This is a genomic window from Flavonifractor sp. An4 (assembly GCF_002161755.1).
GTDB lineage: Bacteria > Bacillota > Clostridia > Oscillospirales > Oscillospiraceae > Flavonifractor > Flavonifractor avicola.
The window spans coordinates 18,695-44,003 of record NZ_NFIL01000023.1; the positions used below are offsets into that span (position 1 = coordinate 18,695).

General features: G+C 61.7%; 23 protein-coding genes. 8 read left to right on the top strand and 15 right to left on the bottom strand.

Annotated features, from left to right (window positions below; genetic code table 11):
- Positions 1-45: 45 nt before the first annotated feature.
- The 10 genes from B5F94_RS10790 to B5F94_RS10835 form a co-directional block, all read right to left on the bottom strand.
- Entirely contained in the window at positions 46-2,604 is a 2,559-nt protein-coding gene (locus B5F94_RS10790; RefSeq protein WP_087330065.1) for an NHLP bacteriocin export ABC transporter permease/ATPase subunit, read from the bottom strand.
- A 14-nt stretch (positions 2,605-2,618) separates the two neighbouring features.
- Positions 2,619-4,766 carry an NHLP family bacteriocin export ABC transporter peptidase/permease/ATPase subunit gene (locus tag B5F94_RS10795; protein WP_087330067.1) on the bottom strand — a complete coding sequence of 716 codons (2,148 nt, stop codon included), beginning with the start codon at positions 4,764-4,766 and terminating at the stop codon, positions 2,619-2,621.
- The gene (locus B5F94_RS10800; protein WP_143383286.1) at positions 4,763-5,593 is read right to left on the bottom strand and encodes an HlyD family efflux transporter periplasmic adaptor subunit; all 831 of its coding nucleotides are present in this window, start codon (positions 5,591-5,593) and stop codon (positions 4,763-4,765) included. The genes B5F94_RS10795 and B5F94_RS10800 overlap by 4 nt, the downstream gene beginning before the upstream one ends.
- A 13-nt stretch (positions 5,594-5,606) precedes the next feature.
- On the bottom strand, positions 5,607-6,101 hold the full coding sequence (locus tag B5F94_RS10805; protein WP_158100280.1) for an RNA polymerase sigma factor: 495 nt from the start codon (positions 6,099-6,101) through the stop codon (positions 5,607-5,609).
- 205 nt (positions 6,102-6,306) lie between these two features.
- Positions 6,307-7,578: a zinc ribbon domain-containing protein gene (locus tag B5F94_RS10810; protein WP_087330073.1), complete on the bottom strand. Its 1,272-nt coding sequence runs from the start codon at positions 7,576-7,578 to the stop codon at positions 6,307-6,309.
- A 14-nt stretch (positions 7,579-7,592) separates the two neighbouring features.
- The gene (locus B5F94_RS10815) at positions 7,593-8,828 is read right to left on the bottom strand and encodes a zinc-ribbon domain-containing protein (RefSeq protein WP_087330075.1); all 1,236 of its coding nucleotides are present in this window, start codon (positions 8,826-8,828) and stop codon (positions 7,593-7,595) included.
- 3 nt (positions 8,829-8,831) lie between these two features.
- Complete coding sequence (locus tag B5F94_RS10820) at positions 8,832-9,752, bottom strand: zinc ribbon domain-containing protein (RefSeq protein WP_158100281.1); 921 nt, start codon at positions 9,750-9,752, stop codon at positions 8,832-8,834.
- Between the two features lie 14 nt (positions 9,753-9,766).
- Complete coding sequence (locus tag B5F94_RS10825; protein WP_087330079.1) at positions 9,767-11,023, bottom strand: zinc-ribbon domain-containing protein; 1,257 nt, start codon at positions 11,021-11,023, stop codon at positions 9,767-9,769.
- Positions 11,024-11,037: 14 nt separating this feature from the next.
- A complete protein-coding gene (locus B5F94_RS10830) occupies positions 11,038-12,306 on the bottom strand; it encodes a hypothetical protein (RefSeq protein WP_087330081.1) in 1,269 nt (422 codons plus the stop codon).
- Position 12,307: 1 nt separating this feature from the next.
- On the bottom strand, positions 12,308-13,015 hold the full coding sequence (locus B5F94_RS10835; RefSeq protein ID WP_087330083.1) for a serine/threonine protein kinase: 708 nt from the start codon (positions 13,013-13,015) through the stop codon (positions 12,308-12,310).
- Positions 13,016-13,113: 98 nt separating this feature from the next.
- Here B5F94_RS10835 and B5F94_RS10840 point away from each other — a divergent pair, with 98 nt between their 5' ends.
- Genes B5F94_RS10840 through B5F94_RS10850 form a run of 3 tightly spaced genes read left to right on the top strand, consistent with a single transcriptional unit; the run spans position 13,114 to position 16,916 of the window.
- The gene (locus tag B5F94_RS10840; RefSeq protein WP_087189125.1) at positions 13,114-13,548 is read left to right on the top strand and encodes a helix-turn-helix domain-containing protein; all 435 of its coding nucleotides are present in this window, start codon (positions 13,114-13,116) and stop codon (positions 13,546-13,548) included.
- Between the two features lie 31 nt (positions 13,549-13,579).
- Positions 13,580-14,710 carry an S-layer homology domain-containing protein gene (locus tag B5F94_RS10845; protein WP_158094704.1) on the top strand — a complete coding sequence of 377 codons (1,131 nt, stop codon included), beginning with the start codon at positions 13,580-13,582 and terminating at the stop codon, positions 14,708-14,710.
- A 34-nt stretch (positions 14,711-14,744) separates the two neighbouring features.
- Entirely contained in the window at positions 14,745-16,916 is a 2,172-nt protein-coding gene (locus tag B5F94_RS10850; RefSeq protein WP_087330085.1) for an S-layer homology domain-containing protein, read from the top strand.
- A 75-nt stretch (positions 16,917-16,991) separates the two neighbouring features.
- Here the strand turns inward: B5F94_RS10850 and B5F94_RS10855 are convergent, their stop codons facing one another.
- Positions 16,992-17,753: an SDR family NAD(P)-dependent oxidoreductase gene (locus tag B5F94_RS10855; RefSeq protein WP_087330118.1), complete on the bottom strand. Its 762-nt coding sequence runs from the start codon at positions 17,751-17,753 to the stop codon at positions 16,992-16,994.
- A 164-nt stretch (positions 17,754-17,917) separates the two neighbouring features.
- Complete coding sequence (locus tag B5F94_RS10860) at positions 17,918-18,844, bottom strand: LysR family transcriptional regulator (protein ID WP_087330087.1); 927 nt, start codon at positions 18,842-18,844, stop codon at positions 17,918-17,920.
- Positions 18,845-18,990: 146 nt separating this feature from the next.
- Between B5F94_RS10860 and B5F94_RS10865 the strand changes: the two genes are divergently transcribed.
- On the top strand, positions 18,991-20,586 hold the full coding sequence (locus B5F94_RS10865) for an MBL fold metallo-hydrolase RNA specificity domain-containing protein (RefSeq protein WP_087330089.1): 1,596 nt from the start codon (positions 18,991-18,993) through the stop codon (positions 20,584-20,586).
- 41 nt (positions 20,587-20,627) lie between these two features.
- Here the strand turns inward: B5F94_RS10865 and B5F94_RS10870 are convergent, their stop codons facing one another.
- Positions 20,628-21,968, bottom strand: a complete 1,341-nt coding sequence (locus B5F94_RS10870; protein ID WP_087330091.1) for an MATE family efflux transporter — start codon at positions 21,966-21,968, stop codon at positions 20,628-20,630.
- 94 nt (positions 21,969-22,062) lie between these two features.
- On the opposite strand from B5F94_RS10870, the gene B5F94_RS10875 reads away from it, so the two are divergent.
- Positions 22,063-22,914 carry a MerR family transcriptional regulator gene (locus B5F94_RS10875; protein WP_087330093.1) on the top strand — a complete coding sequence of 284 codons (852 nt, stop codon included), beginning with the start codon at positions 22,063-22,065 and terminating at the stop codon, positions 22,912-22,914.
- On the opposite strand, the gene B5F94_RS10880 is transcribed toward B5F94_RS10875, so the two are convergent.
- Entirely contained in the window at positions 22,899-23,366 is a 468-nt protein-coding gene (locus B5F94_RS10880; protein WP_087330095.1) for a DUF3021 domain-containing protein, read from the bottom strand. The genes B5F94_RS10875 and B5F94_RS10880 overlap by 16 nt on opposite strands.
- A 10-nt stretch (positions 23,367-23,376) precedes the next feature.
- Positions 23,377-23,817: a LytTR family DNA-binding domain-containing protein gene (locus B5F94_RS10885; protein WP_087330097.1), complete on the bottom strand. Its 441-nt coding sequence runs from the start codon at positions 23,815-23,817 to the stop codon at positions 23,377-23,379.
- A 199-nt stretch (positions 23,818-24,016) separates the two neighbouring features.
- Between B5F94_RS10885 and lexA the strand changes: the two genes are divergently transcribed.
- The 3 genes from lexA to B5F94_RS10900 are packed head-to-tail and all read left to right on the top strand — an operon-like array spanning position 24,017 to position 25,300.
- On the top strand, positions 24,017-24,616 hold the full coding sequence (lexA, locus tag B5F94_RS10890; RefSeq protein ID WP_087330099.1) for a transcriptional repressor LexA: 600 nt from the start codon (positions 24,017-24,019) through the stop codon (positions 24,614-24,616).
- Position 24,617: 1 nt separating this feature from the next.
- Positions 24,618-25,073, top strand: coding sequence for a methylated-DNA--[protein]-cysteine S-methyltransferase (locus B5F94_RS10895; RefSeq protein ID WP_087330101.1), 456 nt, complete (start codon positions 24,618-24,620; stop codon positions 25,071-25,073).
- On the top strand, positions 25,070-25,300 hold the full coding sequence (locus B5F94_RS10900; RefSeq protein ID WP_191433448.1) for a permease of phosphate ABC transporter: 231 nt from the start codon (positions 25,070-25,072) through the stop codon (positions 25,298-25,300). Before B5F94_RS10895 ends, B5F94_RS10900 begins: the two co-directional genes overlap by 4 nt.
- The last annotated feature ends 9 nt before the right edge of the window (positions 25,301-25,309 follow it).

Below are 25,309 nucleotides of genomic sequence, written 5' to 3' on the forward strand. Positions count from 1 at the left end.
TGATATACACGCCAAAACCGGACTTGTTACAAGGAATGCGAATCCTTACAGGATCTGACGGCTGGCCAGCTCATGGAAGAGCCCGCCCTGGGCCATCAGCTGTTCATAATTTCCCTCTTCCACAATATCTCCATGGTCCATCACCAGGATGCGGTCACAGCTCTGTATGGTGCTGAGCCGGTGGGCGATGACCACCCGGGTGCTGCCCATTTCCTCCAGCGCTTTGCACACCTGGGCCTGTGTCAGGTTATCCAGTGCGCTGGTGGCCTCGTCAAAGAAGAGAATGTTGGGCCTGTTGATGATGGCCCTGGCAATGAGAATGCGCTGCTTCTGGCCGCCGGAGATGGTGTTGCAGTGTTCGCTGACCATGGTCTCCAGCCCCATGGGCATCTCCTGGATATCTCTGGCCAGGCCTACCGCCTCCACCACCTGCTCCACCCGGGTTCGTCCGGCGTTGGGGGCGGTAAGGGTGATGTTCTCAAAGATGCTCCCTGAGATGAGCTCGCCGTCCTGCAGCACCACGCCGAAGTGTTTTCTCAGCTCCTGCAGGTCCAGCTCGTCCATATCCTGGTCGTCATAGTAGATCCGGCCTGAGGTGGCCTTCTCAAATCCCAGCAGAAGCTTGAGCAGGGTGGATTTTCCGCAGCCGGAAGCGCCCACGATCCCCACATATTCGCCGGGCCGGATGTGAAGGGAGAGGTCCCGAAACACAGGCGGGGTTTCCGGGTCGTAGGAGAAGGCCACGTGATCCAAGTCGATGCTGCCGGTGAGCTGGCCGGGCAGACGCTTGTCGCCGCCCCCTTCCGGCACCGTCTCCAGAATGGCCTTCACCCGCCGGTAGGTGGGTTTCAGCAGCTGATAGGAGATCAGCGCGCTGAACAGGCTGCTGATGGCGCCGGAGACCATGCCGAACGCCGAGTTAAAACCGACGAAGCTGCCCATGGTGATGGAAGCGGACTGGGCTGCGATCCAATAGATCAATACCAGAAAGATCCCGCTGCTGGCGGAGGAGAGCAGGGCGCTGAGGTTGGACAGCCGGCCCAGCCGTGTTTCCAGCCGGCGCTGCTCCATAAAAGCGCGCATATATTCAAAAATAGTCCGCTCCTCCACGCCGGCGGTTCTGATCTTCTCGATCCCCAGCAAAAACTGGAACAGGAGAGAGCTGCTCTTTCCGTCCATCTCCATGACCTGGGCCTGATAGACCATACGGCGGCGCGTCAGAAGATAGCTGATCAAGGAGAACAGCAGCGTGACCGACAGGGACACCAGCGAGAGCTGGGGAGAATAGGTGAACATCCGTATGCCGTAGAACAGGGCGGAGATCAGGCTGAGCCCCAGCCCCAACAGCATTCCGGATACAGAGCTGACCAGGCTGCCCAGCTCCATAACCCGCTGGGCCAGATCGGCGCTCTCGTAGTTGCGGAAGAAGTTTTCCGGCAATTCAAAGATCCGGTGGTAGACCGCGTTTTGCACATCGTACCGGATCCGGCTGTCCAAACGGAAGGTGGCCAGACTTTTTACCACGGAAAAGAGCAGATTGCCCACCATAAACGCGCCTACCAGACAGCAAATCTGAAACACCATTCCCATCTGTCCGGAGGGAATGAAGCGGTCGTAGAGCATCTGATTCAGGGTGGGGATCAGCAGGCCGATGAGGGCGGACAGGATGGTCAGCCCGATGATAACCGCCAGATCGGCCCGGGACAGACAGGACCAGCAGTAGGCCGCCAGATCCTTCGCCGTCATTCCCTGAAGGGGGAAGGGGCGGTAGATGACATAGGCCTGGGGGTCGCACTGCTCCGCCAGCGCTCGGGTCAGAGGGACCGCCTTTTTCCCGCTGCGGCAGAGCAGATATTTGCCCCGCCCTCTGGGAATACAGGCGGCCGGTTCCTTTTCCCGGCCAAATTGTACCATAATGGGCCCGGCATCCGCCTTATGCCAGTTTTCCTCCAGCAAAATCTTCCGGCAGGGAATGTGAGAAATGCGGGCCACTTCCTCCACGGAGACCTCCTGCCGGCAGCAGGCTGTGATCTTTTCGTAGGGGGCGATGGGGATGCGCATACGGTGGCACAGCTCTGCCATGACCTGATAGACCGGGTGCTCCCCGTTTTCCCTGGGTATGTCCTTTTCCTTGGAAAAGAAGGAGGCGATCATCTCATCGGTGCGGGCCCGCACATCCTCTTTTTCCTTGTCCGTGCGGATCAGGTAGCCGTCCTCCTGCACCAGGTTCAGGCGGTAGCGGTCCACCAGCAGATTGCCGTAAGTCTCCTGGCCGGGGTTCTCGATCCCCGCTCTGCCCAGGAATTTTTTTTGCAGGGGTCCGGTGGAGAGCCCCTCCAGACGCTCCAGCTGGGCGTGCTCCTCCGCCGGTGTTACCAGAAAGCGCCACAGGCCGCCCTCAGCATCTGTGTGAGAAAAGGCGGGAAAAATGGTATTTTGCTCTGCGGTGCAGATCAGGGAGCGGCGTCCCGGCTGGCCCTCCGTCCAGGGCACCACATAGATGTGGACGCTGCCTGACAGCACCCGGTATGCGTCTGTGGGAGTTTCGGTGATGTAATATGCGCCGCCGGTCAATCCAATGAGATTGGCGGTTTCCGTCTGCATGATGCAGCCTCCTTTCAGTTCATTGACATGAACCGGCAGTAGAGTCCGTCCAGAGCCGCCAGCTGAGCATGGGAACCCCGCTCCACAATGCTGCCGCCATCCATCACCAGGATCTCATCGCTGTTGCGTACGGCGCTGAGCCGGTGGGCCACAATGATGCAGGTACACCCGCGGCGCTTGATGTTCTCAATGATCTGTTTTTCGGTGATGGGGTCCAGGGCGCTGGTGGCTTCATCCATGATGAGCACCGTGGGGTTGGTCGCCAGGGCACGGGCAATTTCCAGGCGCTGACGCTGGCCGCCGGAGAGGTTGCTTCCTCCCTCGGTGAGCCTGAACTCATATGCGCCCGGCTTTTGGGTAATCAATTCGTGGATGCAGGCGTCCTTTGCGGCGTTAATCATGTCCCGCTCCAGAACGGCGTGATTCCACATGGTCAGATTGTCCCGGATGGTACCGGAAAAGAGGGTAATATTCTGGCTTACGGTGGACACGCTGGCATGGAGCACGTCCGACGGGATCTCTTCCAGCGGGACTCCGTCCAGCAGGACCCTGCCTGCCCAGGGGCGATACAGCCCGCTGACGAGTTTGGCAATGGTGGACTTTCCACAGCCAGAGCCGCCCACCAGGGCCACCGAACTGCCGGGCTCCAGAGAAAAGGAAAAGCCGGTGACCAGGGGTTTGGCCAGATGGCTGTACCCAAAGGAGACCTCCTCCAGAGCAACCCGGCCGGAGAGCTTGGCCTGAGAAAATTTCTGCACCGTGGTTTCCTGGAATTTCTCATCCACCGGATGGCGCAGGATGTCGTCTACCCGGGCGATATCGGCTTTCAGCGTCTGAATCTGCTGAATAAAGGCCACCAGCGTCTCCACAGGTGCGGAGAAGGAGGCAAACAGGGAGGTAAACGCCGACAGCATACCCAGGGTCATGTGGCCCTGGATGACAAAGACAGCGCCCACCAGCAAAAGCAGAATATCGATGAGGTTGTCCACCATTCCGGGCAGCGCCCCTGTCACGGACTGGGTCTGGCTGATGGCCTGCTCTGTGGAGGCCGCCTTGGCCTGGTAGCCCAGGACACGGGAGCTGTAGGCGCTCTCCGCGCCCGAGGCTTTCAGGGTAGAGGTAACGCTGAGACCGGCGCACACCACGCCGGTCAGTTTGCCGCTGTCCTGCTGCAGCTTCTGCACCCGGTTGGAGATCCGGCTGGCGGTAATTCTGGCGATCACAACATTGAACAGAATCCCCACCAGTCCGATGGCGGTCATCAGGGGGTTGTAGAAAAGCAGCAGCACCAGATAAAAGGCAGCCACAAAAATGTCCAGGAAAATGTTTGCCAGATCGCCGGCGATGAAGTTGTTGACGTTGTCGTTGTTGCCCACCCGGCCCAGGAGGTCGCCGGGGGAGCGCTGGGCAAAGAAGCCCACCGGGAGGCGGAACAGGTGCTCCAGCAATTCCCGGGAGGAGAGCAGCGTCAGTTTGTTCTGCATCTTCAACAGGAGCCTGGCGCTGTATGCCTCCAACAGAATCCGGAACAGGAGGGTCAGGATGAGAAAGCCAATGAACTGGTAAAACCAGGGGACGGCGCCCGCCCCCAGGACCCGGTCCAGAAACACCTGGGAAAAGACAGGGAGGATGAGGCCGGGGAGGATCATCAGCAGACCCAGACACAGCATCTGGGCCAGGGCGCCCTTCTGCCCCCGGATGCGCTGTTTGATCAGAGGAAACAGGGTGTTTTCCCGTTTGGCCTTTTCAAACTGGGGGGTGGGGTGGAAGGTGAGCACCACGCCGGTAAACCCCTCGTCCAGGTCCTCCATGGTCAGCTTGCGCCGGCCCAGGGCCGGGTCGTTGAGGTAGACAAAGGACCCCTTAAAGCCCTCCAGCACCACAAAATGGTTGAAGTTCCAGTGAATCAGACAGGGCATCTCCAGCTGCTTCAAAGCTTCCGGCTCCTTGCGGTAGCCGTGGCATTCCAGCCCGAATTTGCGGGCGGCGTACATGATGTTGCGGGCGTTGCAGCCGTCCCGTGATACGCCCGTCTCCACCCGCATCTGCTCCAGCGGCACATATTTGCCCCAATAGGCACAGATCATGGCCAGAGAGGCGGCGCCGCACTCCGTTCCTTCCATTTGAAAGATGGTGGGGGTTTTGCAGTATAATCTGCTCATGAGCCCTCCCCTCCAAACATGGGAAAGACCCAGGCGATGGGGGCGCTCTGTCCCAGCGTGATCTGCACCGAGGCGGAGGAGCCTCCGTACAGGACCTGCTCAGCCCCGGCGGCGCCGGAAAAATAATATCCGCTGGCGGTGGTGCTGTCCTCCCGAAGGGTACAGGTCACCGCCACCACAGGCCCTGAGCTCATCAGCATTTCGATGGTCTGGGCGTCGTTTCCCACCACGGCGGCCATCGCCTCGGCGGTGGTGTGGACCCGGTCCACACAGGCCACCTGGCCTTCCATACAGCCGCAGGCATCCCCCACGCCGTCCAGATAGATCACCGCCTCCATGCCGGGTTCCAGCTGAAGGGCGGTTTCCTGACTCACATAGCAGACCACCGACAGCCCGCTGTCACTGTCCGGAGAGATGCGGAACAGGGCCTGATTGGGCACCACATACTCCCCCGGCGCCACCAGATCCTCCCGGATCATGCCGGACTGGTCCGCCGGTACCACAACGGTCTGGCCGGTGGAAGTCAGGATCTCCGCCACCGGCGTTCCTGCCTCCACAGAGTCGCCGCTGTGCACCAGCAGGGAGGACACCTCTCCGGCTGCTGTATTGTACAGGGAGTTGGCGCCATAGTCATAGGTCAAAAAGCCGTATGTATCCACCGTTGTGGGGATGCGCCCCACAAAAGACCAGATGACCACGCTGGCCGCAAGGACGGCCGCCGCGGCAATGCCCAGCCAGGACATGGGGCTTGTGAGCTTGAGCATACCATCCAGTCGGTCGGGGGAGCTGAGCCGCTCCAACGCGGTTTTGCGAAATACGCTTGTCATGGGATCATGCACCTCACAGTCCGTGGGCTTCAAAGTATTTCCGGATCTTCTCCAGGGCCCGCTTGAGGGTCACCCGGACATTGACGTCCGTCATCTTCAGGATGCCGGCAATCTCCCCCGAGGTCTTTTTATGGAAATACCGCTCTGCAATGATGGTGCGTTCACGCTCAGACAGAATGTTCATGGCAGAGGACAGGGCCCGCCGCTCCTCCTCCAGCAGGATAGCCTGGGCCACAGAGGTGTCCCCGGGCAGTTCCGGGATATTCTCATCGTCCAGGGACAGGAACTCCTTCTTGTCCCGGTAGTAGTTTTTCAGGCGGTTTTTCATAATGACATAAACCCAGGTCCCCACAGAGGCCTTTTGGGGGTCAAAGCTGTCAAAATTCCGGTAGCAAGCCACAAAGACCTCCTGGGTCAGATCTTCTGCGTCCTGGCGGGATAGCGTATGCTGTTTTACATAGCGGAATACTTTGAGATAATAGTCACGATATACCTGTTCAAAGTTCACCCGATCCACGCTCCCAGTTTCTTCAAATGATCGCTCTATGCAAAAGCTGGATATTTTGTATATTATTATAGCATTGCCCTTTTTCCATTGCAATGCAGAAACCCACCGATAAGGAAAGGGCCTGCTGTCTGCGATACGCAGACAGCAGGCCCTTGTTCGTCCAGATGGCAATCAGTCGGTTTGGCTGTGTGTCTATCAATATGGGTTATCCTTCCGGATCAAGGATGGCGTTGGACAAATCAATGGGATGGTCACACTGGTTGTCCACGTCGGTGTCGTTGCCTGAGAACACGGTACCCGCAAAGTCCAGGGTGATGTCGGTGGGCACGTTCTCCAACAGCACGGCGGTGCCGTTGTTCACAAACTGGTTGTCGTGGTAGCGGCTGTCCGAGGCGGACTGGCCGGTGGCGTTGAAGTGGAGGCCCACCTCGTTCTCCATAAAGGTACACTCGGTCGCATTGATCCAGGCCTCCCCCTGGGACTGGAAGCCGGTCTTGTAGCCGGTGAAGGAGCAGCCGATGGCCCAGGCCTTGGTGGGAGCGATGATGCCGGTATCGGCGCCGTCCCCCACGAAATCCATGTCGTAGAAGTAGTTGATCCAGTAGAAGCTGGCGCTGCCGTCCATGGTTATGGAACCCTTGAGGGTGGTGCGGTCCGCCCCCTGGTCGGTGCAGCCGTAGAACTCATAGGAGCGGCTCAGATTCAGATCTCCCTCATAGGTCACCGGGGGCAGGTAGATGTACACCAGATCGGAAGGGGCGATCTCCTTGGCGGTCTGATCCAGCAGGGCCTGGAGGTCCTCCACGGTGTCCATGGGGGTGTCCTCCCAGTGGTACTCGTGGGTGATAATGGCGGTGACGTGGATGTTCTGGCGGACCCGGATCACGTCCCCGTTTTTCATCTGGACGGTCCAGACGATCTGGGACTCCCCGGAATTGCCCGTAAAGTCCAGGGAGCAGATCATGGCGGCGTCGGGGGAGTAGTCCTCGTCATGACGGGGCTCCCCGGCGGTGAGGGGATCGGCGGCATTCTCGTCGGGGACCACCTCCACGGTGACCTGCTCCACCAGAGGCTCAAATTCCGCCCAGGCGTCGGCGCCGGTGGCGGCGTCGTTGACGTACCAACGGGAGGGCCAGCGGTACTGCTCGTCGGGAGAGCCCTGCTGGTAGATGTCGGGGGCGGGGGCGCAGCGGTCGTCGGGCCAGGCCACCAGCAACTGGTAGGTCTTCTCCCCGCTCTCGTAGTACACCTCTCCCAGGGCGTCAAATTCCTGGGGCTCATAGGGCCGGTTGAAGTACCAGACTGCTCCGCCAATGGCGGCGGCCACCGCCAGGATCAGCAGGCCCACCAGCAGCTTTTTCAGCAGGGGGTTGGCGGTTTTTGCCTGCTTACGGGGGTGGATATCCTTCGCGCAGTGGGGACAGAAGGCGGCGTTTTCCGGCAGGTCCGCGCCGCAGTGGGGGCATTTGTGTTCCATGGTGGGATTCTCCTTTACTCAAAGGTGGCCTGGGACAGATCCAGGGGTTGGTCGCAGAGGTTGAGGATGCTTTGGGCGTTGGCCCGGAAGATGGAGCCCTGGAAGTTGAGGGTTATGTCGGTGGGTACGTTGTCCAGCCGCACCGCCACATCGTTGCCAAAAAAGCGGTTGTCGTTGTACATGGAGTGGTTGGCGTAGTCTCCCGTGCTGTCGAAGTGGAAGCCGATGCCGTTGCTTTGGAAGGAGCAGCCGATGACGTTGACCCAGCTGGTGCCGTAGGCATAGACCCCGGTGTCCCAGCCGGTGAAGGTGCAGTTGGTGGCCCGGAAGGGAGCGGAGCCGGAGAGACCGGTGCCGCTGCCCCTCCCCACAAAATCGATGTCCTGGAGATAGGCAATCTCGCCGTCGGGGGCCACCACCTGAACAGGGCCGGTGAAGGTGGTGCGGCTTCCGCCTTCGTCAGCGGAGCCGTACAGGTTCAGGCTCCGGTCCCGGATGGTGATCCCACCCTCATAGGTCACCGGGGGCAGGTGGAGGTTGATCACCGCCACCGGGTCGTTCGCCTGGCCGCCGATGGTGTCGATGAGGGCCTGGAGCTCCTCAGCCGTGTCCATGGGGTAGTCCTCCGGGTGGTAGTCATATACCGGGATGGGAACCACCTCATAGGTCTGCCGGAGGTAAATGGTGTCTCCGTTTTTCATTTGGAAGGTCCATACCAACTCTGCCGTGCCGCTTTCCCCGGTGAAGTCGATGAGGGAGATAAGGGGGCACTCAGGCGCTCCCTCGTTGTAGGCGGGCTGGGAGCACAGGTAGGGGGAGGAGCTGTCCTCCTGACCGATGAAGGCCGCGCTGACCTCCTCCACCTCCGCCAGGAAGGCGTCGGAGACGTCGTTGCCGGTGCTGTCGTTGATAAACAGCCGGGAGGGCACCCGGTACTGGCCCTCCGGCTCCCCCGGAATGGTCATCTCCGGCACGGGGGTGTAGCGGTCCGCGTGCTGGGTGAGCAGGAGCTGATAGTCCCCGTAGCGGATCTCCCCATAGCCGTCGTAGGCCTTGGGGGCGAAGGCCAGCCACAGCCCGAACCCCACGGCGGCCAGCACCGCCAGAGCCAGCAGTCCAAGCAGCAGTTTTTTCAGCAGGGGAGTGGCGGTTTTCGCCTGTTTTCGGGGATGAATGTCGGTGGCGCAGTGGGGGCAGAAGGAGGACTCCGCCGGCAAAGGTGCGCCGCAGTGGGGGCATTTGTGCGCCATGACTTATCCTCCGTTCCCCTGGTAATCCAGCATGGTGTAGCCCAGCAGGTTGTAGTCCCGGTCCAGCAGCAGGTAGCACCGCCACCGGCCCTCATTGGGCAGGAACTCCTCCAGCCGCTGGATCTCCCGGCACTGGCGCCCCGGCTCCGGGCCGTGGAGGGTGTGCCACAGGGCGTAGATCTGGGGGTCGTCCTCCCGCAGCACCGGACCACGGCCGGTGTTGTAACCGTTTAAGAACCACACCGCCCCGGAGGACTCGATCTCCTCCGGCGGGATGTAGGTGGAGAAATCCTCCTCCCAGTTGCCCTCAAAGGCGGCCAGCTCCGCCTCGTAGAGGTGGGTGAAGTCGTAGTCGCAGTTCACCACGTCCATCTGCCACTTGCCGCCCCCCAGGTTGGTGGGGGAGCCGATGAAATAGCCCATCAGGTGGGTGTTGTCGTCAAAGATCATCAGAGCCACCCGGTTATTGGAGTCGCTGCCGGCGTTGTACATCCCCCGTTCCCCCACGGCGTTCTGGGCGCCCCGGGAGGACACCAGAGTGGCCATCTGGAAGCTGTCCACCAGATAGTCGTCGATGTTGTCGCTGGTCTTGATGGTGGTGCGGAAGTCGATGCAGGTGAGGGTGGGGAAGAACTCCTCCAGATATTCGGGAGTGGCCGTCACCATGCCGTCCTCGTCCTCCTGAAAGACCACCGGTGTGGTCTCCCCGGCGGGGAGACCGGTGGGATGCTCATGGAGCAGCGCCCAGCCCACCAGGGCGGCCGCCGCCACGATGGCCAGAGCCAGCACCCATTTCAGACCCTTCCGCCACATATGGGTGGGGACGGGGGCCGCCTCCCGGGTGCGGATGCTCCGGGCGCAGTGGGGGCAGAAGGAGGACTCCTCCGGAAGAACTGCGCCGCAGTGGGGGCATTTGTGTTCCATAGGGATCATCCCTTTCATGTAAAGGTAGCGCCTCCGGTATCAATGGCAAGGTTGTTGGGGTTGAGGATGGTCGCCACGTTGCTGTCAAACAGGCAGAACTTAAAGTCAATGGTCCTGAGGCCGGGCACCCGCAAAAGGTCCACCGCCACCGTGTTGTTCCGGAAGGTGTTGTTGGTAAAGTCAGTGTAATTGCAGTAAGTTCCGCCGCTGTCGAAGCGGAAGCCGATGTCGTTGTCGGTAAAGAGGCAGTCTTTTGGGTTGGCCCAGGCCTCCCCGCCCACCAGCAGGCCGATCTCCCAGCCGGTGAAGGAGCAGTCCAGCACCCGGTACTGGGCGGCCACGGTGAGGCCGGTGCCGGTGCTGTTCCCCACAAAGTCGATGTGTTCGATGTCGCACAGAGGGTCCTCCTCCGGCGCAAGCACCACCGGCCCTAAGAAGGTGGTGCGCCGGCCCTGCCCGTCGGTGGAGCCGGAGAGGTTGATCCCCCGCCGGTCAATGGTGAGGCCTCCCTCATAGGTCACCGGCGGCAGGTGGATCCGCACCACCGTGGGCAGGGGGACCTCCGCCTGAATCTGATCCACCAGGGCCTGGAGGTCCTCAATGGTGTCCATGGGGTAGTCCTCCGGGTAGTAGTGGGCGGTGTCCACCCTCTGGAAGTCGATCTTCTGGCGGAGGAAGATGGTGTCCCCGTTTTTCATGGTGATGGTCCACTCTACCTCCACCGGCCCCTGACTGCGGCCGGTAAAATCCAGGGTGGTCAGGGCCAGGCCGTCATAGGGGTCATTGGGGTCTATGGGCAGGGAGCAGACCACCGGGGAAGGGCTGTCCGGCGGCTGGATCACCCGGACCTGAACCTCAGACGTCTGGTTGAGGAAGGCCCGTCCTGCGTCTTCGCCGGAGTCCACATGGGAGACAAACAGCCGGGAGACCCGGTCGTAGACCCCGCCCTCCTCCACCTGCATGGTGTGGGCCGCCTCGGGGACTATGTCGGTGCGGCAGGTAAGGAACAGGTGGTAGTCGCTGCCATTCAGGGTATAGGTCAGCTCCCCCCAGGCCCTATATACGTCCGGGGCAAGGGCGTCGGATACCAGCCAGCCTCCCCAGCCAAGGGCGGCCAGCACCAGCAGCAGGAGGGCCCGCCGCAGCGGTTTCAGCCACCAGCGGACGGGTGTATCCACCTCATGTCGGGTGCGGAGGTTTTGGGCGCAGTGGGGGCAGAAGGAGGCTTCCGCTGGAAGGGGCGTGCCGCAGTGGGGGCAGCGTAAATTCATAGCACTCGCCTCCCTCAGTCAAAGGTGGCCCGGGTGAGGTCGGTGGGGTGGTCGGCGGGGTTGGAGAGGTTCAGGCCGTTGCCGGAGAAGGCGCAGCCGTTGAAGTAGAGGGTTTTGGCTCCGGGTACCCGGAGCAGCTCCACGGCGGTGCCGTTGTTCCGGAAGGTGTTGCCCTCCAGCATGGTGCCGTTGACGTAGTCCCCCACGCTGTCAAAGCGGAAGCCCACGCCGTTGTCCTCAAACCAGCACCCGGTGGGGTCGGCCCAGTCGTCTCCGCCCACCAGCAGGCCGGTGTCCCAGCCGGTGAAGAGGCAGTCCTGCACCCGGCCGTCGGCCTCCACGGTGAGGCCGGTGCCCGAGCCGCTGCCCCGGAAGTCGATGTTCTCGATGAAGCACTGGGGGCCCTGGTCCACGTCCACCGTCACCGGGCCCAGAAAGGCGGTGCGCATCTTCTTGTCATCCTCGGCGCCGTACAGGTTGATGGGCCGCCCCCTGATGGTGAGGCCCCCCTCATAGTGGACGGCGGGCAGATTGAGCCGCACCACCGTGGGCAGGGGGACCTCCGCCTGGATCTGATCCACCAGGGCCTGGAGATCCTCAATGGTGTCCATGTCGTACTCCTCCGGGGTGTAGTCCACTACATCCACCGGCTCGATCACCATCTTGTGCCGCAGAAGGATGGTGTCCCCGTTTTTCATGCGGATGTCCCACCGAACCTCTGCCTCCCCCCGGCTCTGACCGTCAAAATAGAGTGGCGAGAGGGCCATTCCCTCGGCGGCAGGATCGCCCTGATAGGTGGGCTGCTGCCAGGTGATGGGGGAGGGGTTGTCCTGGGGCTGGGTCACCTGGACCTGGATAGTCTCGACCTGCTGGCGGAAGACCTGCCCGGCATCGGCGCCGGAGTCCACATGGGTGACAAACAGCCTGGCGGCCCGGTCATAGTCCCAGTCCTGGATGGTCTGGATGGTGTATACCGGCTCCGGGGCGCTGTCGTTACGGAAGGTGGCCGCTAAATGGTAATCGTTGCCGTTCAGACGGTAGGTCAGCTCCCCCCGGGCGTCGTATGTGTCGGGGGTAACGGCGTCATAGAGCAAACAGACCGCCGCAGCCAAGGTGGCCAGCGCCAGCAGAAAAAGGACCCGCCTCAGTGGCCGGAGCCACCGGCGGACCGGTGCCTTCGCCTCCCGCCGGGGGCGGAGAGCTTCCATGCAGTAGGGACAGAAGGAGGCCTCGCTGGGGAGGGTGGCGCCGCAGACAGGGCAGGGCCTGGTCCCGCCGGTCATGTCACAGGACCTCCATCAGCCGCAGCACATTGCGGTAGCGGTGCTGGGGGTTGACGTGGGTACACCGGTCCACAATGCGGCCCATTTTGCCCCCCGCCAGCTTTTTGGAGGGGTGCTGGCCGGTGAGCATCACGTTGATGAGTACCCCCAGGGAGTAGATGTCGGTGCGGATGTCCGACTGGGACAGACCGTACTGCTCCGGGGCGGCAAAGCCGGTGGTGCCCAGAATCTGGGTATCGTTGCTGTGCTCGGGTTTATGTAAACGGGCGGCGTCAAAGTCGATGAGTACCGCCTCGTCTCCCCGGAGGATGATGTTCTCCGGCTTCACGTCCCGGTGGACGGCGCCGATGGAGTGCAGGACCCACAGGGCCTTGCACACCTGCCGGACGATCTTTCGGGTCTCCTCCGGTGAAAAGAGGGCCTCCTGCAGCAGGAAGCCCATGGTGTCGCCCTCCACAAATTCCTCCAGCGTCAGGACCTTGCTTCCCTCTACCGCCACCTCGTACACGGTGGGCAGGTTGGGGCAGGTGTAGTCCAGCAGCTTTCGGTAGACTTCCGGATTGCCGGTGAAACGGCGCAGGATCAGACGCCTGCCGGTGGCGTTGTGCCGGATGAGCTGTACGCTGCCCCGGGGGCTTTCCTTTAAGATCTGGACCAGCTCATACTCTTCCTGAAGCGCATTTGACAGCCAGGTATAAATAGAAATCACCCCTGAAAAACCTTGTACACTATGCAGTGGGCATATTGTATCCAGGTACAAATTGTTGTAAATTTAGTATAAACGATTTCCATTTGAAAGTAAAGGGAGTGATAGGATTGGAAAATAAGACCACGGGCGATCTGAGCCATGATCTGATGAGCGAGGCCAACATTGACTCTTATCTCCACGACAATCAGCCGTTCTTTGCCAACCAGAGCGTTGCGGAGCTGCTGGCGGAGCTGTATGAAAAGAAGAGCTTTTCCAAGGCGGCCCTGGCCCGGAGGGCGGGGATGAGCGAGGTCTATCTCCACCAGGTATTTGCCGGCCGGCGCAATCCCTCCCGGGACCGGCTGCTCTGCCTGTGCGTGGGCCTGGAGACCACCCTGGAGGAGGCCCAGCGGCTGCTTAAGCAGGCCGGCTACGCCCCCCTCTATCCCCGGCTGAAGCGGGATGCCATCATCAGTTTCGGCATCGTACATCACATGGAGTTGGGAGAGATCAACGACAAGCTGTTTGCCGAAAATGAAAAGACCCTGTATTGATGCGGTCCACCAAATGAGAGGAGCAAAGCACATGAGATTCATTGGAAAAAAGATCTGCGCCGGGGCGCTGGCCCTGGCGCTGTCTGTGTCCCTGCTGCCCGGGGCGGCCCTGGCGGCGGAGAGCCTGGATAACTTTCAGAAGGTCAATACTTACACCGCCGGGACCTTTACCGATGTGGCCGCCGACAGCTGGTATGCTGGCAGCGTAAAGGACGCCTACGAGCTGGACCTGGTGAAGGGGAGCAGCGCCACCACCTTCTCTCCTACTCAGAACATCACCATCGGCTCCGCCCTGGCGCTGGCCTGCCGCCTGCACAGCATCTACCACACCGGCAAGGCCGACTTCCAGCAGGGGGAGCCCTGGTACCAGGTGTATGTGGACTACGCCATCTCAAACGATATCATCGCCAGTGACGAGTTTACCGATTATAACGCCACCGCCACCCGCCGCCAGTTCGCCGGCATCCTGGCTAAGTCTCTGCCCTCTGACGCGCTGAAGGTCATCAACCAGATTGAGCCGGGGGACATCCCCGATGTGGATATTGGCTCCTCCTACGGGGCGCTTATCTATTTCCTGTACGGGGCGGGCATCCTCACCGGCAGCGACAAGTACGGCACCTTCCAGCCGGAGACGCCCATTGACCGGGCATCGGTAGCCACCATCGTTTCCCGTATGGCTCTGCCTGGCCAGCGCAAGCAGCTGACCCTGGAGGAGAAGGAGCCGGAGCCCACCCCCGGCACCCCGACGCTCACCCCCGGACAGCTGAGCAGCCTGAAGAATGACATCGACAAAGCCGGTGAGGCCATTGCCGGCGGACAGAGATCGGCCAAGATCGTGGAGGACTCTTCCATGCCCAATCTGGTAGGTCCCACATCTACCCTTTTAATCATGACCAATGGTGTGACGGCTGTGGGGTTTTTGGATCTGGCCCGGGATGTGCTGAAGAATGTGGATGCCATTCCCATCTCCTATGACGGATACACCAGCCTTCAGGAGCTGATCAAAGTGACCCGGGATGACCTGTGGAATGAGTGCAGCGGGCACCAGAACAAGATCAACAAATATACCTGGAGTCTCTATTTTGATCAGGGCTGCGCGTCCATGGACAAAGCTGAGAGGCGGATCGCCGCCATACAGGAGATTGTTGCCACTCTGGGATGACAAGCCCGCAAGTCAATGACAAGGAGGAACTGAGATGAAACGCAAACTGCTGAGCCTGCTGATGGCCCTTGCCCTTATGGTGGGCCTGATGCCGGCGGCCCTGGCGGCAGACAACATGGACCACTTCAAAAAGGTCAATGACTATCCCGCCGGGAAATTTACCGACGTGGCTACTTCCAGCTGGTACGCCGAGAGCGTGCAGAAGGCCTACGAGCTGGACCTGGTGAAGGGAAGCAGCGGCAACACCTTCTCTCCCACCCAGAATCTGACCATCAGCTCCACCCTGGCTCTGGCCTGCCGCCTGCACAGCATCTACCACACCGGCAAGGCCGGCTTCCAGCAGGGTGAGCCCTGGTACCAGGTGTATGTGGATTACGCGGTGAAAAACGGCATCATCACCGCCGGCCAGTTCACCGACTACAACGCCAACGCCACCCGCCGCCAGTTCGCCGGTATCCTGGTGAAGGCCCTGCCCGCCGAGGAACTGAAGGCCATCAACACCATCGAGGACGGGGACATCCCCGACCTGGCCGCCGGGTCCGCCAACTATGAGGATATCTACACCCTTTACCGGGCGGGCATCCTCACCGGCAGCGACAAGTACGGCACCTTCCTGCCCGAGACCCCCATTGACCGTGCCTCGGTGGCCACCATCATCTCCCGTATGGCTCTGCCCGACCAGCGCCGCCAGGTGATTCTGGAGGAGAAGCCGGTGACCGTTACCGCCATCACCCTGGATAAGGCCACCCTGGCCATTCAGCAGGGCGAGAGCGGCAAGCTCACCGCCTCCGTCACCCCTGCCAACTCCACTGAGGCTCTGACCTGGACCAGCTCCAACAAGAGCGTGGCCACCGTGGCCGCCGACGGTACCGTCACCGCCGTGGCCCCCGGCACCGCTGTTATCACCGCCGCCGCCTCCAGCGGCGTCAAGGCCACCTGCACCGTCACCGTGTCCAAGCGGGCCCTGTCCACCCAGCCCCTCTATGAGGACTCCAACGTCAGCATCAAGTTCTCCAAGATCCAGAAGAGCAGATATGACGCCGGCGAGGCCGAGCTCTATCTGAATGTGACCAACAAGACGGGGAGCACCATCACCGTTCAGGCCGACGCGGTGAGCCTCAACGGCTACACCTTCAACGACCTGGTCATGAGCGACGACGTGTCGGCCAATTCCACCGGCACCGTCAAGGTCACCATCCAGAACTACGATTCCTCCCTGGTGAACCTGAACAGCGTCCAGACCGTGGGCGGACAGTTCCGGGTGATCCTGGGCGGCGTGGGCAGCGGCTCCAAAACCACCTATGCCCGCTTTGACGCCACCAACCTGTACACCGGCAAGACCGACGACACCATCCCTGCCGTCAGCGGCAAGGAGAAGCTGTACAGCGACGAAAATGTGGAATTCTACTACGGCAAGACCCAGAAATACCGCTACTCTGACGACGGCAGCGAGATCGAGGTCTACCTGCTGGTCCGCAACAAGACCGGCTTCACCGTGCTGATCCAGAACGACACCGTGGTCATCGACGGCAGAAGCTACAACCGCACCACCATGTCCCACCCCGTCCTGGCCCACTCCACCGGCTATGTGAAGGTCACCGTGAGAGAGTACAGCGGCCCCACTCCCTCCACTGTCACCACCGTGGGAGGCGACTTCCGCATCATTGACGATCTGGGCGACCGGGGCACCTACACCATTACTCTGGGCGGCAGCTCCAGCGGCGGTTGGGAAGGCGGCGGCAGCACCACCGATCCTGATCCCGGCATCGATCCTGATCCCGGAGACAGCGACGGCAAGATTACCTACACCGACGCCAAGAATCTGAACAAGTATGCCGACAGCGCCACCAAGGCCATTAACAACGGCCTGGATTGCCTCAACAACGCGCTGAAGACCAGAGTGCCCGCCCAGCAGGTGCTCTATCTGAAGCAGGCCATCTCCTACGGCCAGTCGGCCGCCCGCAGCATCAAGCAGGCGGTGGATCTGCTGGACAACCGGGTGGATCTGGAGCTGACCAACGGCAGCACCGAGCAGGAGTATGTCAGAGAGCTCTATGACCTTCTGTGTGAGCTGGATGACATCACCGTCACCGAGGATAACATTATGGAGGCCCATGAGGCCATCTCCGATATCCTGTGGAGCGCCAGCGCCAAGGCCCTGGGCTTCCAGAACCGTACCGTCAAGCTCATTGGCGCGTTTGCCTGATTTGCGATAATAAAGAAGCCCGGCTCCTTTTGGGAGCCGGGCTTCTTTGTGCTGTAGGGAATGTGTTGTATGGAATCAGATGGTGGCGCCGTAGTCCACCACCAGGGTCTCGCCGTTGATGGCCTTGGACTCGTCGCTGGCGAAGAAGAGGATGGCGTTGGCCTGATCCTCGGGCTGGGTGCGGGGCAGGGAGCCGTCAAAGTGCTTGCCGCACAGGTGGCAGAACTCGTTGTCGAAGGTGGCCAGATTGGCGGGATCAAAGATGTCGGTCTGGGTGGGGCCGGGGCAGACGGCGTTGACCCGGATGCCCTTGCCGGCGAACTGGATGGCCACGTTCTTGGTCATGCCGATGACGGCCATCTTGGCGGCGGTGTAGGACACACCGGCGTTGGAGCGGGTGGCTCCGATGGAGGAGATGTTGATGATGGAACCGGAACCGGCGGGAGCCATGTACCGCAGAGCCTCACGCATCATGTAGTACACAGAGGTCTGATCCACGGCGATGACCTTGTTCCACAGCTCCTCGCCGCAGTTGGTGATGGACATATTCTTGTCGTCAATACCGGCGTTGTTTACCAGGATATCCACCCGGCCGAAAGTCTCCACACAGGTCTCCACCAGCCGGCGGCAGTCGGCGGACACGCTGACGTCGGTGGGTACGGAGACGGCTTTCACCCCGTGGGCGGCGGCATACGCCTCCACTTCCTTCAGTTTATCCAGCCGGCGGGCAGCCAGAACCAGGTTGGCGCCCTCCCGGGCAAAGAGCGCTGCGGTAGCCTTGCCGATACCGGCGTTGGCGCCGGTGATAATAGCGACTTTTCCTTCCAGACGTTTCATGCTGATGTTCATCCTTCCTATGTTGTGGGCGGCCCTACCGCCGTTAATCAGAACAGACCTGAGTCATACAAAATAGGTATAGAGAAAGTCCCCTCTGTTCCGCTGTGATACCTTTAGTATAGCGGAACAGAGGGGACTTTCAAAATGCCCCTTGCGGCGCAGTATTATGCTCTTGAAGTTATACCTGCGGCAGTCATCCGAACCTTCTCCTGCACCAGCCAGTCGGTGGCAAACTGGATGAAGGCGTTGGCCGCATCAGTGAGGGGATAGCCTTTGTGGTAGGATACCCCCAGGCTGGCGGGGGGTATCCCTTCCTCCAGAGGAATGACTAGGATAGGGCTGTGGGGGAAGAGAGCCCGCAGCCGCAGCATCTGGGACACCGGCATCAGGGCCACCCCGGCTTTTTGCTCCAGCAGGCGGTAGACCAGGTTGGTGCTCTCCACCTCGTAGGCCAGGGTGGGCTCAAAGCCCCGGGCCCGGCAGGCGGAGCGGAGGGTCTTGGCGTCCAGCCGGGAGGCGTCGCAGATCAGAGGCTGACCGGCCAGGGCCTTCAGCTCCACCACGGTTTCCTTTGCCAGTGGGTGGTCCCGGTGGACGAACAGGCCGTAGTCCATCTCCCCCAGCAGGCGGAAGGTGAGCAGATTGTGGTTAAGGGGGTAGGGGGTAATGGCCAGGGTGAGGGTGCGCTCCACCAGCTGCTGGGCCAGCCGGGAGGCGTCCCCCTGGTACTGGCGGATGCCGATCTCCGGGTGGGCCCGGGAGAAGGGCTGGAGGATGTCGGGGAGAAAGCCGTCGATGGAGCAGCCCAGAGAGAGGATATTCTGGTTGTTTTCATATAACCGCTGTACCGTCTGGATGCAGGCGTTCAGCTCCCCGAAGGCGTTCTCCACCCCGGAGAGAAAGATCCGGCCATATTCGTTGAGCACCACCTTGCCCTTCCGGTGCTCAAAGAGGGGGACCCCCAGCTCCCCCTCCAGCCGGGCAATGGAGCGGCTCAGGTTGGGCTGGGTGACAAACAGCTCCCGGGCCGCCTGGGAGATATTTCCCGTGCGGGCCACGGTGCGGAAGTAGTTGAGTTGGGAAAACTCCATTGACTCACGCCCTTTCCCCCGTATTATACCGGATTCCGGCAAAAAAGGAAAGAAATCATCCCGGGCCGACCCGGTCACTCCGCTATTTACACCGACGGGTTTTGGGAGTACAATACACTTGTAGAAAATGCACAAGGAGGTGCCCCATGAAACTGACCTTTTTCGGCGCAGCCCGTGCCGTGACCGGCAGCTGCCACTGTGTGGAGTGCGGCGGGAAGAAGATTCTGGTGGACTGCGGCCTGCAGCAGGGCAGGGACGAGCGGGACAACCAGGAGCTGGACTTCAACGCCGGGTACATCGACGCGGTGGTGGTCACCCACGCCCACATCGACCACTCCGGCCGCATCCCCCTGCTGGTGAAGCAGGGCTTTGAAGGCAACATCTACTGCACCCGTCTCACGGGGCAGCTGCTGAGCATTATGCTGCGGGACTCGGCCCACATCCAGGAGAGCGACGCCCAGTGGCAGAACCAGAAGGGCAAGCGCGCCGGCGCCGAGCCGGTGGAGCCCCTGTATACCGTGGCCGATGCCGAGGCCGCTATCAAGCATATCGTCACCTGTGAGTACGGCACCCGCCTCCAGATCGAGGACGGGGTAAAGGTGCGCTTTGTGGACGCGGGCCATCTGCTGGGCTCGGCCAGTGTGGAGATGTGGCTCACCGAAGGGGAGGAGACCCGGAAGGTGGTATTCTCCGGCGATATCGGCAACCGGGACCAGCCCATCATCCGGGACCCGGAGTACATCCGGGAGGCAGACTATGTTTTGACGGAAAGTACTTACGGCGACCGGCTCCACGACATGAGCGAGAAGCCGGACTACACCGGCGACCTGGCCGCCATCATCGACGAGACCCTGGGCAAGGGAGGCAACGTGATCATCCCCTCCTTCGCCGTGGGCCGTACCCAGGAGCTTTTATACTTCATGCGGGAGATGAAAGAGCAGGGACTGGTAAAAAGCGTGCCCGACTTCCAGGTGGTGGTAGACTCCCCCCTGGCGGGCGAGGCCACCCGCATCTTCTCCGGCGATCTCCACGGCTATCTGGACGAAGAGGCCATCGCCGCCCTGAAGGGAGGGGCCCTGTTCCAGTTCCCCGGCCTCACCATCACCGAGTCCAGCGAGGAGTCCCGGGCCCTTAATGAGGACAAGACCCCCCGGGTTATCATCTCTGCCTCCGGTATGTGCGATGCCGGCCGGATCCGCCACCATCTGAAACATAACCTGTGGCGGCCCGAGTGTACCGTGGTCTTTGTGGGTTTCCAGGCCGAGGGCAGCCTGGGCCGGCGGCTCATCAACGGAGTCACGTCGGTGAAGCTCTTCGGTGAGGAGATCGCCGTCCGGGCCAAAATCGTCAACTTCCACGGCCTGTCCTCCCACGCCGACAGGGACGGCCTGCTGCGGTGGATTGAGAGCTATAACCCCAAGCCCCGGCAGGTCTTTGTGGTCCACGGCGACGCGGAGGTCACCGAGATCTACGCCAACACCCTGCGGCAGATGGGGCTGGCTGCTCACGCCCCCAACTATGAGGAGGTCTACGACCTGCTGTCCAACAAGATGCTGGCTCCTGGCCTGCCGCCGGAGCAGAAGCCCGCAGCCACCCCCGGCGCCTCTCCCGCCTACCAGCGGCTGGAGGAGGTGGGCCGCAAGCTGATGGAGGTCATCTCCCACAACAAGGGCGGCACCAACAAGGACCTGGGCAAGTTTGCCGACCAGCTGCGGGCCCTCATCGAGAAGTGGGACCGCTAAACGACAGAAACAAAGGCCGCCCGATTGGGCGGCCTTTGTTGTCAGGCTGGGATGGTCCCGTAGCCGAATTTGGCCCGGTAGTGCCACAGAAAGCTGATAGACAGCAGGCAGGAGACAGCCTCTGCCACCGGAACCGCGATCCATACGCCGGTGACTCCCAGCACCCGGGGCAGCAGGAGCAGCCCGGCCATGAGGAAGCCGAAGGTGCGGGCGAAGGAGACAATGGCGGAGGTCCGCCCGTCGGACAGAGCGGTGAAGAGGGCGGAGGCGAAGATGTTTACCCCGGCGAAGAGGAAGGAGGGGGCAAAGAGGTGGAAACCCTCCAGGGCCAGGGCATTGACCTGGGTACCGGCAGGGGAGAACACCCCCACGATGACCGGGGCCAGCAGCAGGGCGGCGGCCAGGATGCCCACGGCGGTGCACAGGATGAACCGGGAACAGTGGCGGAAGGTGGAGCGCAGCCGGTCATACCGCTCCGCACCCTGGTTGAAGCTGAACACCGGGGCTACGCCCATGGAGAAGCCCAGGAACAGGGCCACCAGCAGGAACTGGGCGTAGAGCACGATGGTGATGGCGGATACGCCGGGCTCTCCCAGCAGTTCCATCATGATGGCGTTGAAGAAAAAGGTGGTGACGGCGGTGGACAGGTTGGTCACCATCTCGGAAGAGCCGTTAAAGCAGGCCTTGCCCAGCAGCCGCCAGTTGGGCCGGGGGCGGGAGAAGCGCAGCCCCTCCTTCCGGGTGAGGAAGAAGAGCACGCCGCACACCGCCGGAATGCAGTAGCCGGTGACGGTGGCCACGGCGGCCCCGGCGATGCCCATGCCCAGAGGCCCCATGTACAGCCAGTCCAGCACGCCGTTGGTGACGCCGGCGGCGATGGTGAGCCACAGCCCCAGGCCGGGCTTGCCTGCCGCCACAAAAAAGCTCTCAAAGAGCAGTTGGAGCATGGCCATGGGGGCAAACATCAGCAGAATCCGCAGATAGCAGGCGGCGTCCGCCAGCAGCAGATCGCTGGCCCCCAGCAGCCGGGCCAGAGGCTCCGCCCCAAAAACGGCCAGCAGGGCGAATATCACTCCGGCGCATACCGCCGCCAGGGTCAGAAAACCAAAGGTGCGGCGGGCGCCTTCCAGGTCCCCCGCGCCCATCCGGTGGGATACCACGGCGCTGCCGCCGGTACCCAGCATAATACCCACCGCCAGCACAATGCTGACAGCGGGATAGGCGATGTTGATGGCGGCCAGGGCGTTCTCTCCCACCAGCCGGGAGGTGAGCACCCCGTCCACAATGGTGTACAGGGAGGTCACCAGCATCATGATGGTGGTGGGCAGGGCAAAGCGGAGCAGTCCGCCCAGGGTAAAGTCCTGATCCAACCGGTTTTTCATGGCGTGTTCCCTCCATTTCCAGTAAGCGTTTACAAGCAGTACAAATCATGATAAGCTATCGGGTAACCCGATAGTCAAGAGGGAGGTTTGCGCCATGGATCAAACAGAGATGCGCTTTACCACCGGGGAATTTGCGGCCCTGTGCGGCGTCACCAAGCACACCCTGTTTCACTACGATGAGACCGGCATCTTCTCTCCCGCCATCCGGGGGGAGAACGGTTACCGCTACTATGCTCCCGCGCAGATCGAGGTGTTCCAGGTCATTTCCGTCCTCAAGGAGCTGGGAATGCCCCTGTCCGACATCAAGGCCTACCTGGACCGGCGCAGCCCGGAGACCCTGCTGGAGCTGCTGGAGGAGGAAGAGGAAGCCCTGACCGGGAAGATGTCCCGGCTGCGGCGGCTGCGGACCCTCATCCGCCGGAAGGCGGAGCTGACCCGGCAGGCTCTGGCCGTCCAGCCCGGCGAGGTAAGGTTGGAGGAGTGGCCCCAGCGGTGGTATGTGGCCACCGCCGCCCCCGGCCTCACCGACGCGGGCAAATATGCCCGTATTCTGGCCCGCCACCTGGAATACTGCGAGGCCCATCAGGTGGCCAGCCCCTACGCCCTGGGGGCCATCCTGCCGGTGGAGGCCGCCCGGCGGGGGAACTGGGAGGGCTATACCTACTGCTACACCCAGGTGGACAAGCCCATCCGGGGGGTGCGGCTGCTCACCGCCCCGGCGGGACGCTATTTGACCTACTTCCACGCCGGCAGCTTCGACACCGTGCGGGAGGGCTACCAGCGGCTGCTGGACTGGGCCGACGCCCAAGGCCTGACTTTGGGAGAACTGTTCTGGGAGGATGTGCTGCTGGACGAGCTGGCAGGCAAGGGGTACGACCAGTACCTGCTGCGGCTGTCGGTGTTTGTTGAGCAGACCGGGGGAGGAAGGGCTCAGGAACCGCTCTGATCTCCGTGCCCCAGGGCGGCGTTCAGCTTTTTGACGCTGCGCAGGGCCAGAAGGTACCGAATGATCCAGATCAGGAAAAAAATCACCGTAAAAATGACCAGATAGGCCAGTATGCCCGCCGCACTGCGCTCTATCCAGTGACAGACGTAAGCGGTGGGGATCAGCAGGGCGGCCCCCAGCAGGAAATAGACGGCAGTCTGCCGGGCCAGACTCCACCGCTCCAGCTCCCACAGCACGGAGCCGGCGGCAAAACCGAAGCCCACCAGACCGCACAGGGCGGTCTGGAGCAGGACCGCCTGGGCCTCACTCCCCACCTGGGCCGCGAAGGCGGGCATACAGGGATAAAAGGCGCCGGTTCCCCAAAACAGGGAGGAAAAAACGGTGATGAGATGCCCGATGGCAATACCCAGAGGAATGCCCAGCAGCCCCCGCAAAAGCAACTCTTTTTTCATACGGTTCACCTCACAGACCAAGTTGTTTTTTCAGCTTTGATACATATCGCCGGGAGACATAGGTGACCGTGCCGTCGGACAGCTTTACCCGAATGGTGCCGGTCAGGCTCAGATCAAAGCTCTGCACTTTTTTCAGATGGATGAGTTCCGAGTTGGAAATGCGTACAAAGAGATGGGGGTCCAGCCGCGCCTCCGCCTCGTACAGCCGCAGACGGAGGGTGTATTCCCCCCGCTCGGTGGCGGCCAGCACCTTCCCGGCGCTGGCGTACACCCGGATCAGCTCCGCCGGGTCCAGGAGCCGGACGGTCCCGCCCTGATAACCGGTGATCGGAGGGGCGTCGGCGTGGGAGAGGAACTCCACCGCCTGCCGAACCTCGTCGGTGAGAGCGGCGGTGAGGATTACCGCCTTGGGCCGGGTATAGGTCTCGTCGATGTTCACTTCCACTTGCATATCGGTCACCTCTTCCTGTGGTGATGCCATTATAAAGAGCGGACAGGCAGTACGCAACGTATTTTTTACAGATGGTCGCTGTGGCTCCACAGGTGGCTGCCTGCGCGGAAAAAATGGGGGATTTTAGAACAAATGTTTGCAATGCTGGAGGAAGTATGGTATACTGAAACCGGACGAACTTGACAAAGGAGGGTCTGCCATGAAGGCGCTTTCACCCAAACAGCAGCAGATCTACGATTATATCATTTCTTTCTCGGCGGAACACGGCTATCCCCCCTCCGTCCGGGAGATCGGGGCCTATGTGGGGCTGAAATCCCCCTCCACCGTCCACTTCCACCTGAAGGGGCTGGAGTCGGCGGGCCTCATCACCAAGGCGGAGGGTAAGACCCGCTCCATCACCGTGGCCCAGCCGGAGACCCCGGCCGTCCCGGAGGATAAGGTGCCGGTAGTGGGCAGCGTGGCCGCCGGGTCGCCCATCCTGGCCCAGGAGTGCATCGAGGACTATCTGACGTTTGACACCGGCGGGCGGCCCGGGGAGTATTTTGCCCTGAAGGTGCGGGGGGAGTCCATGAAGTATGCCGGTATCCTGCCCGGGGACCTGGTGATTGTCCACCAGCAGGCCGATGCCCACAGCGGGGAGATCGTGGTGGCCCTCTTTGAGGACGAGGCTACGGTGAAGACCCTCCGCCGGAAGGACGGCCATGTGTGGCTCATGCCCGAGAACCCGGACTACGAGCCCATCGACGGCGAAGGATGCGCCATCCTGGGCAAGGTCACCGCCGTGGTGCGGCGGTACTGAGATGAACCGGGTGGTCTTTGATACCCCCGTGGGGCCCATGGCCCTGGAGGAGGAGGGGGGCGGGCTTACCGCCCTGTATTTGCCCAATTCCCCCATGTCTCCGGTGGGGGAGGAGACGCCCCTGCTCTCCCGAGGTAAGGAGGAGCTGCTGGCCTATCTGGCGGGGGAGCGGCGGGACTTCGATCTGCCCCTTGCCCTCCGGGGTACTCCCTTTCAGCGCAAGGTGTGGTCCGCTCTGGCGGAGATCCCCTACGGGCAGACCATTACTTACGGAGAGCTGGCCCGCCGGGTGGGCTGTCCCAAGGGGAGCCGGGCGGTGGGCCAGGCCAACCACCGCAATCCCCTGCCCATCCTTTTGCCCTGCCACCGGGTGGTGGGGGCCAACGGGACCCTTACCGGCTACGGGGGTGGGCTGGAATTGAAGGAATGGCTGCTGCGGCTGGAGGGAATCTTATGAAAAAACTGTTTTCTGCCGCCGATGCTTATATCGCCAAAATGAACTGGAAGGACCTGGCCCTGGTGAAGCTGTACCTGTGCGCCGCCGGGGTCATGCTGGGCCTGGCCGCTCCCAAAAAGCTGCGGAAATGGGCGGCTCTTGGGGCGGTGGTGGTCTTTGTGGCCACCTATCTGCCCATTATGCTGAAATTCCTCCCCCATCTGGAGGGTGAGATGCGAAAGGAATAAAGGAGCGTG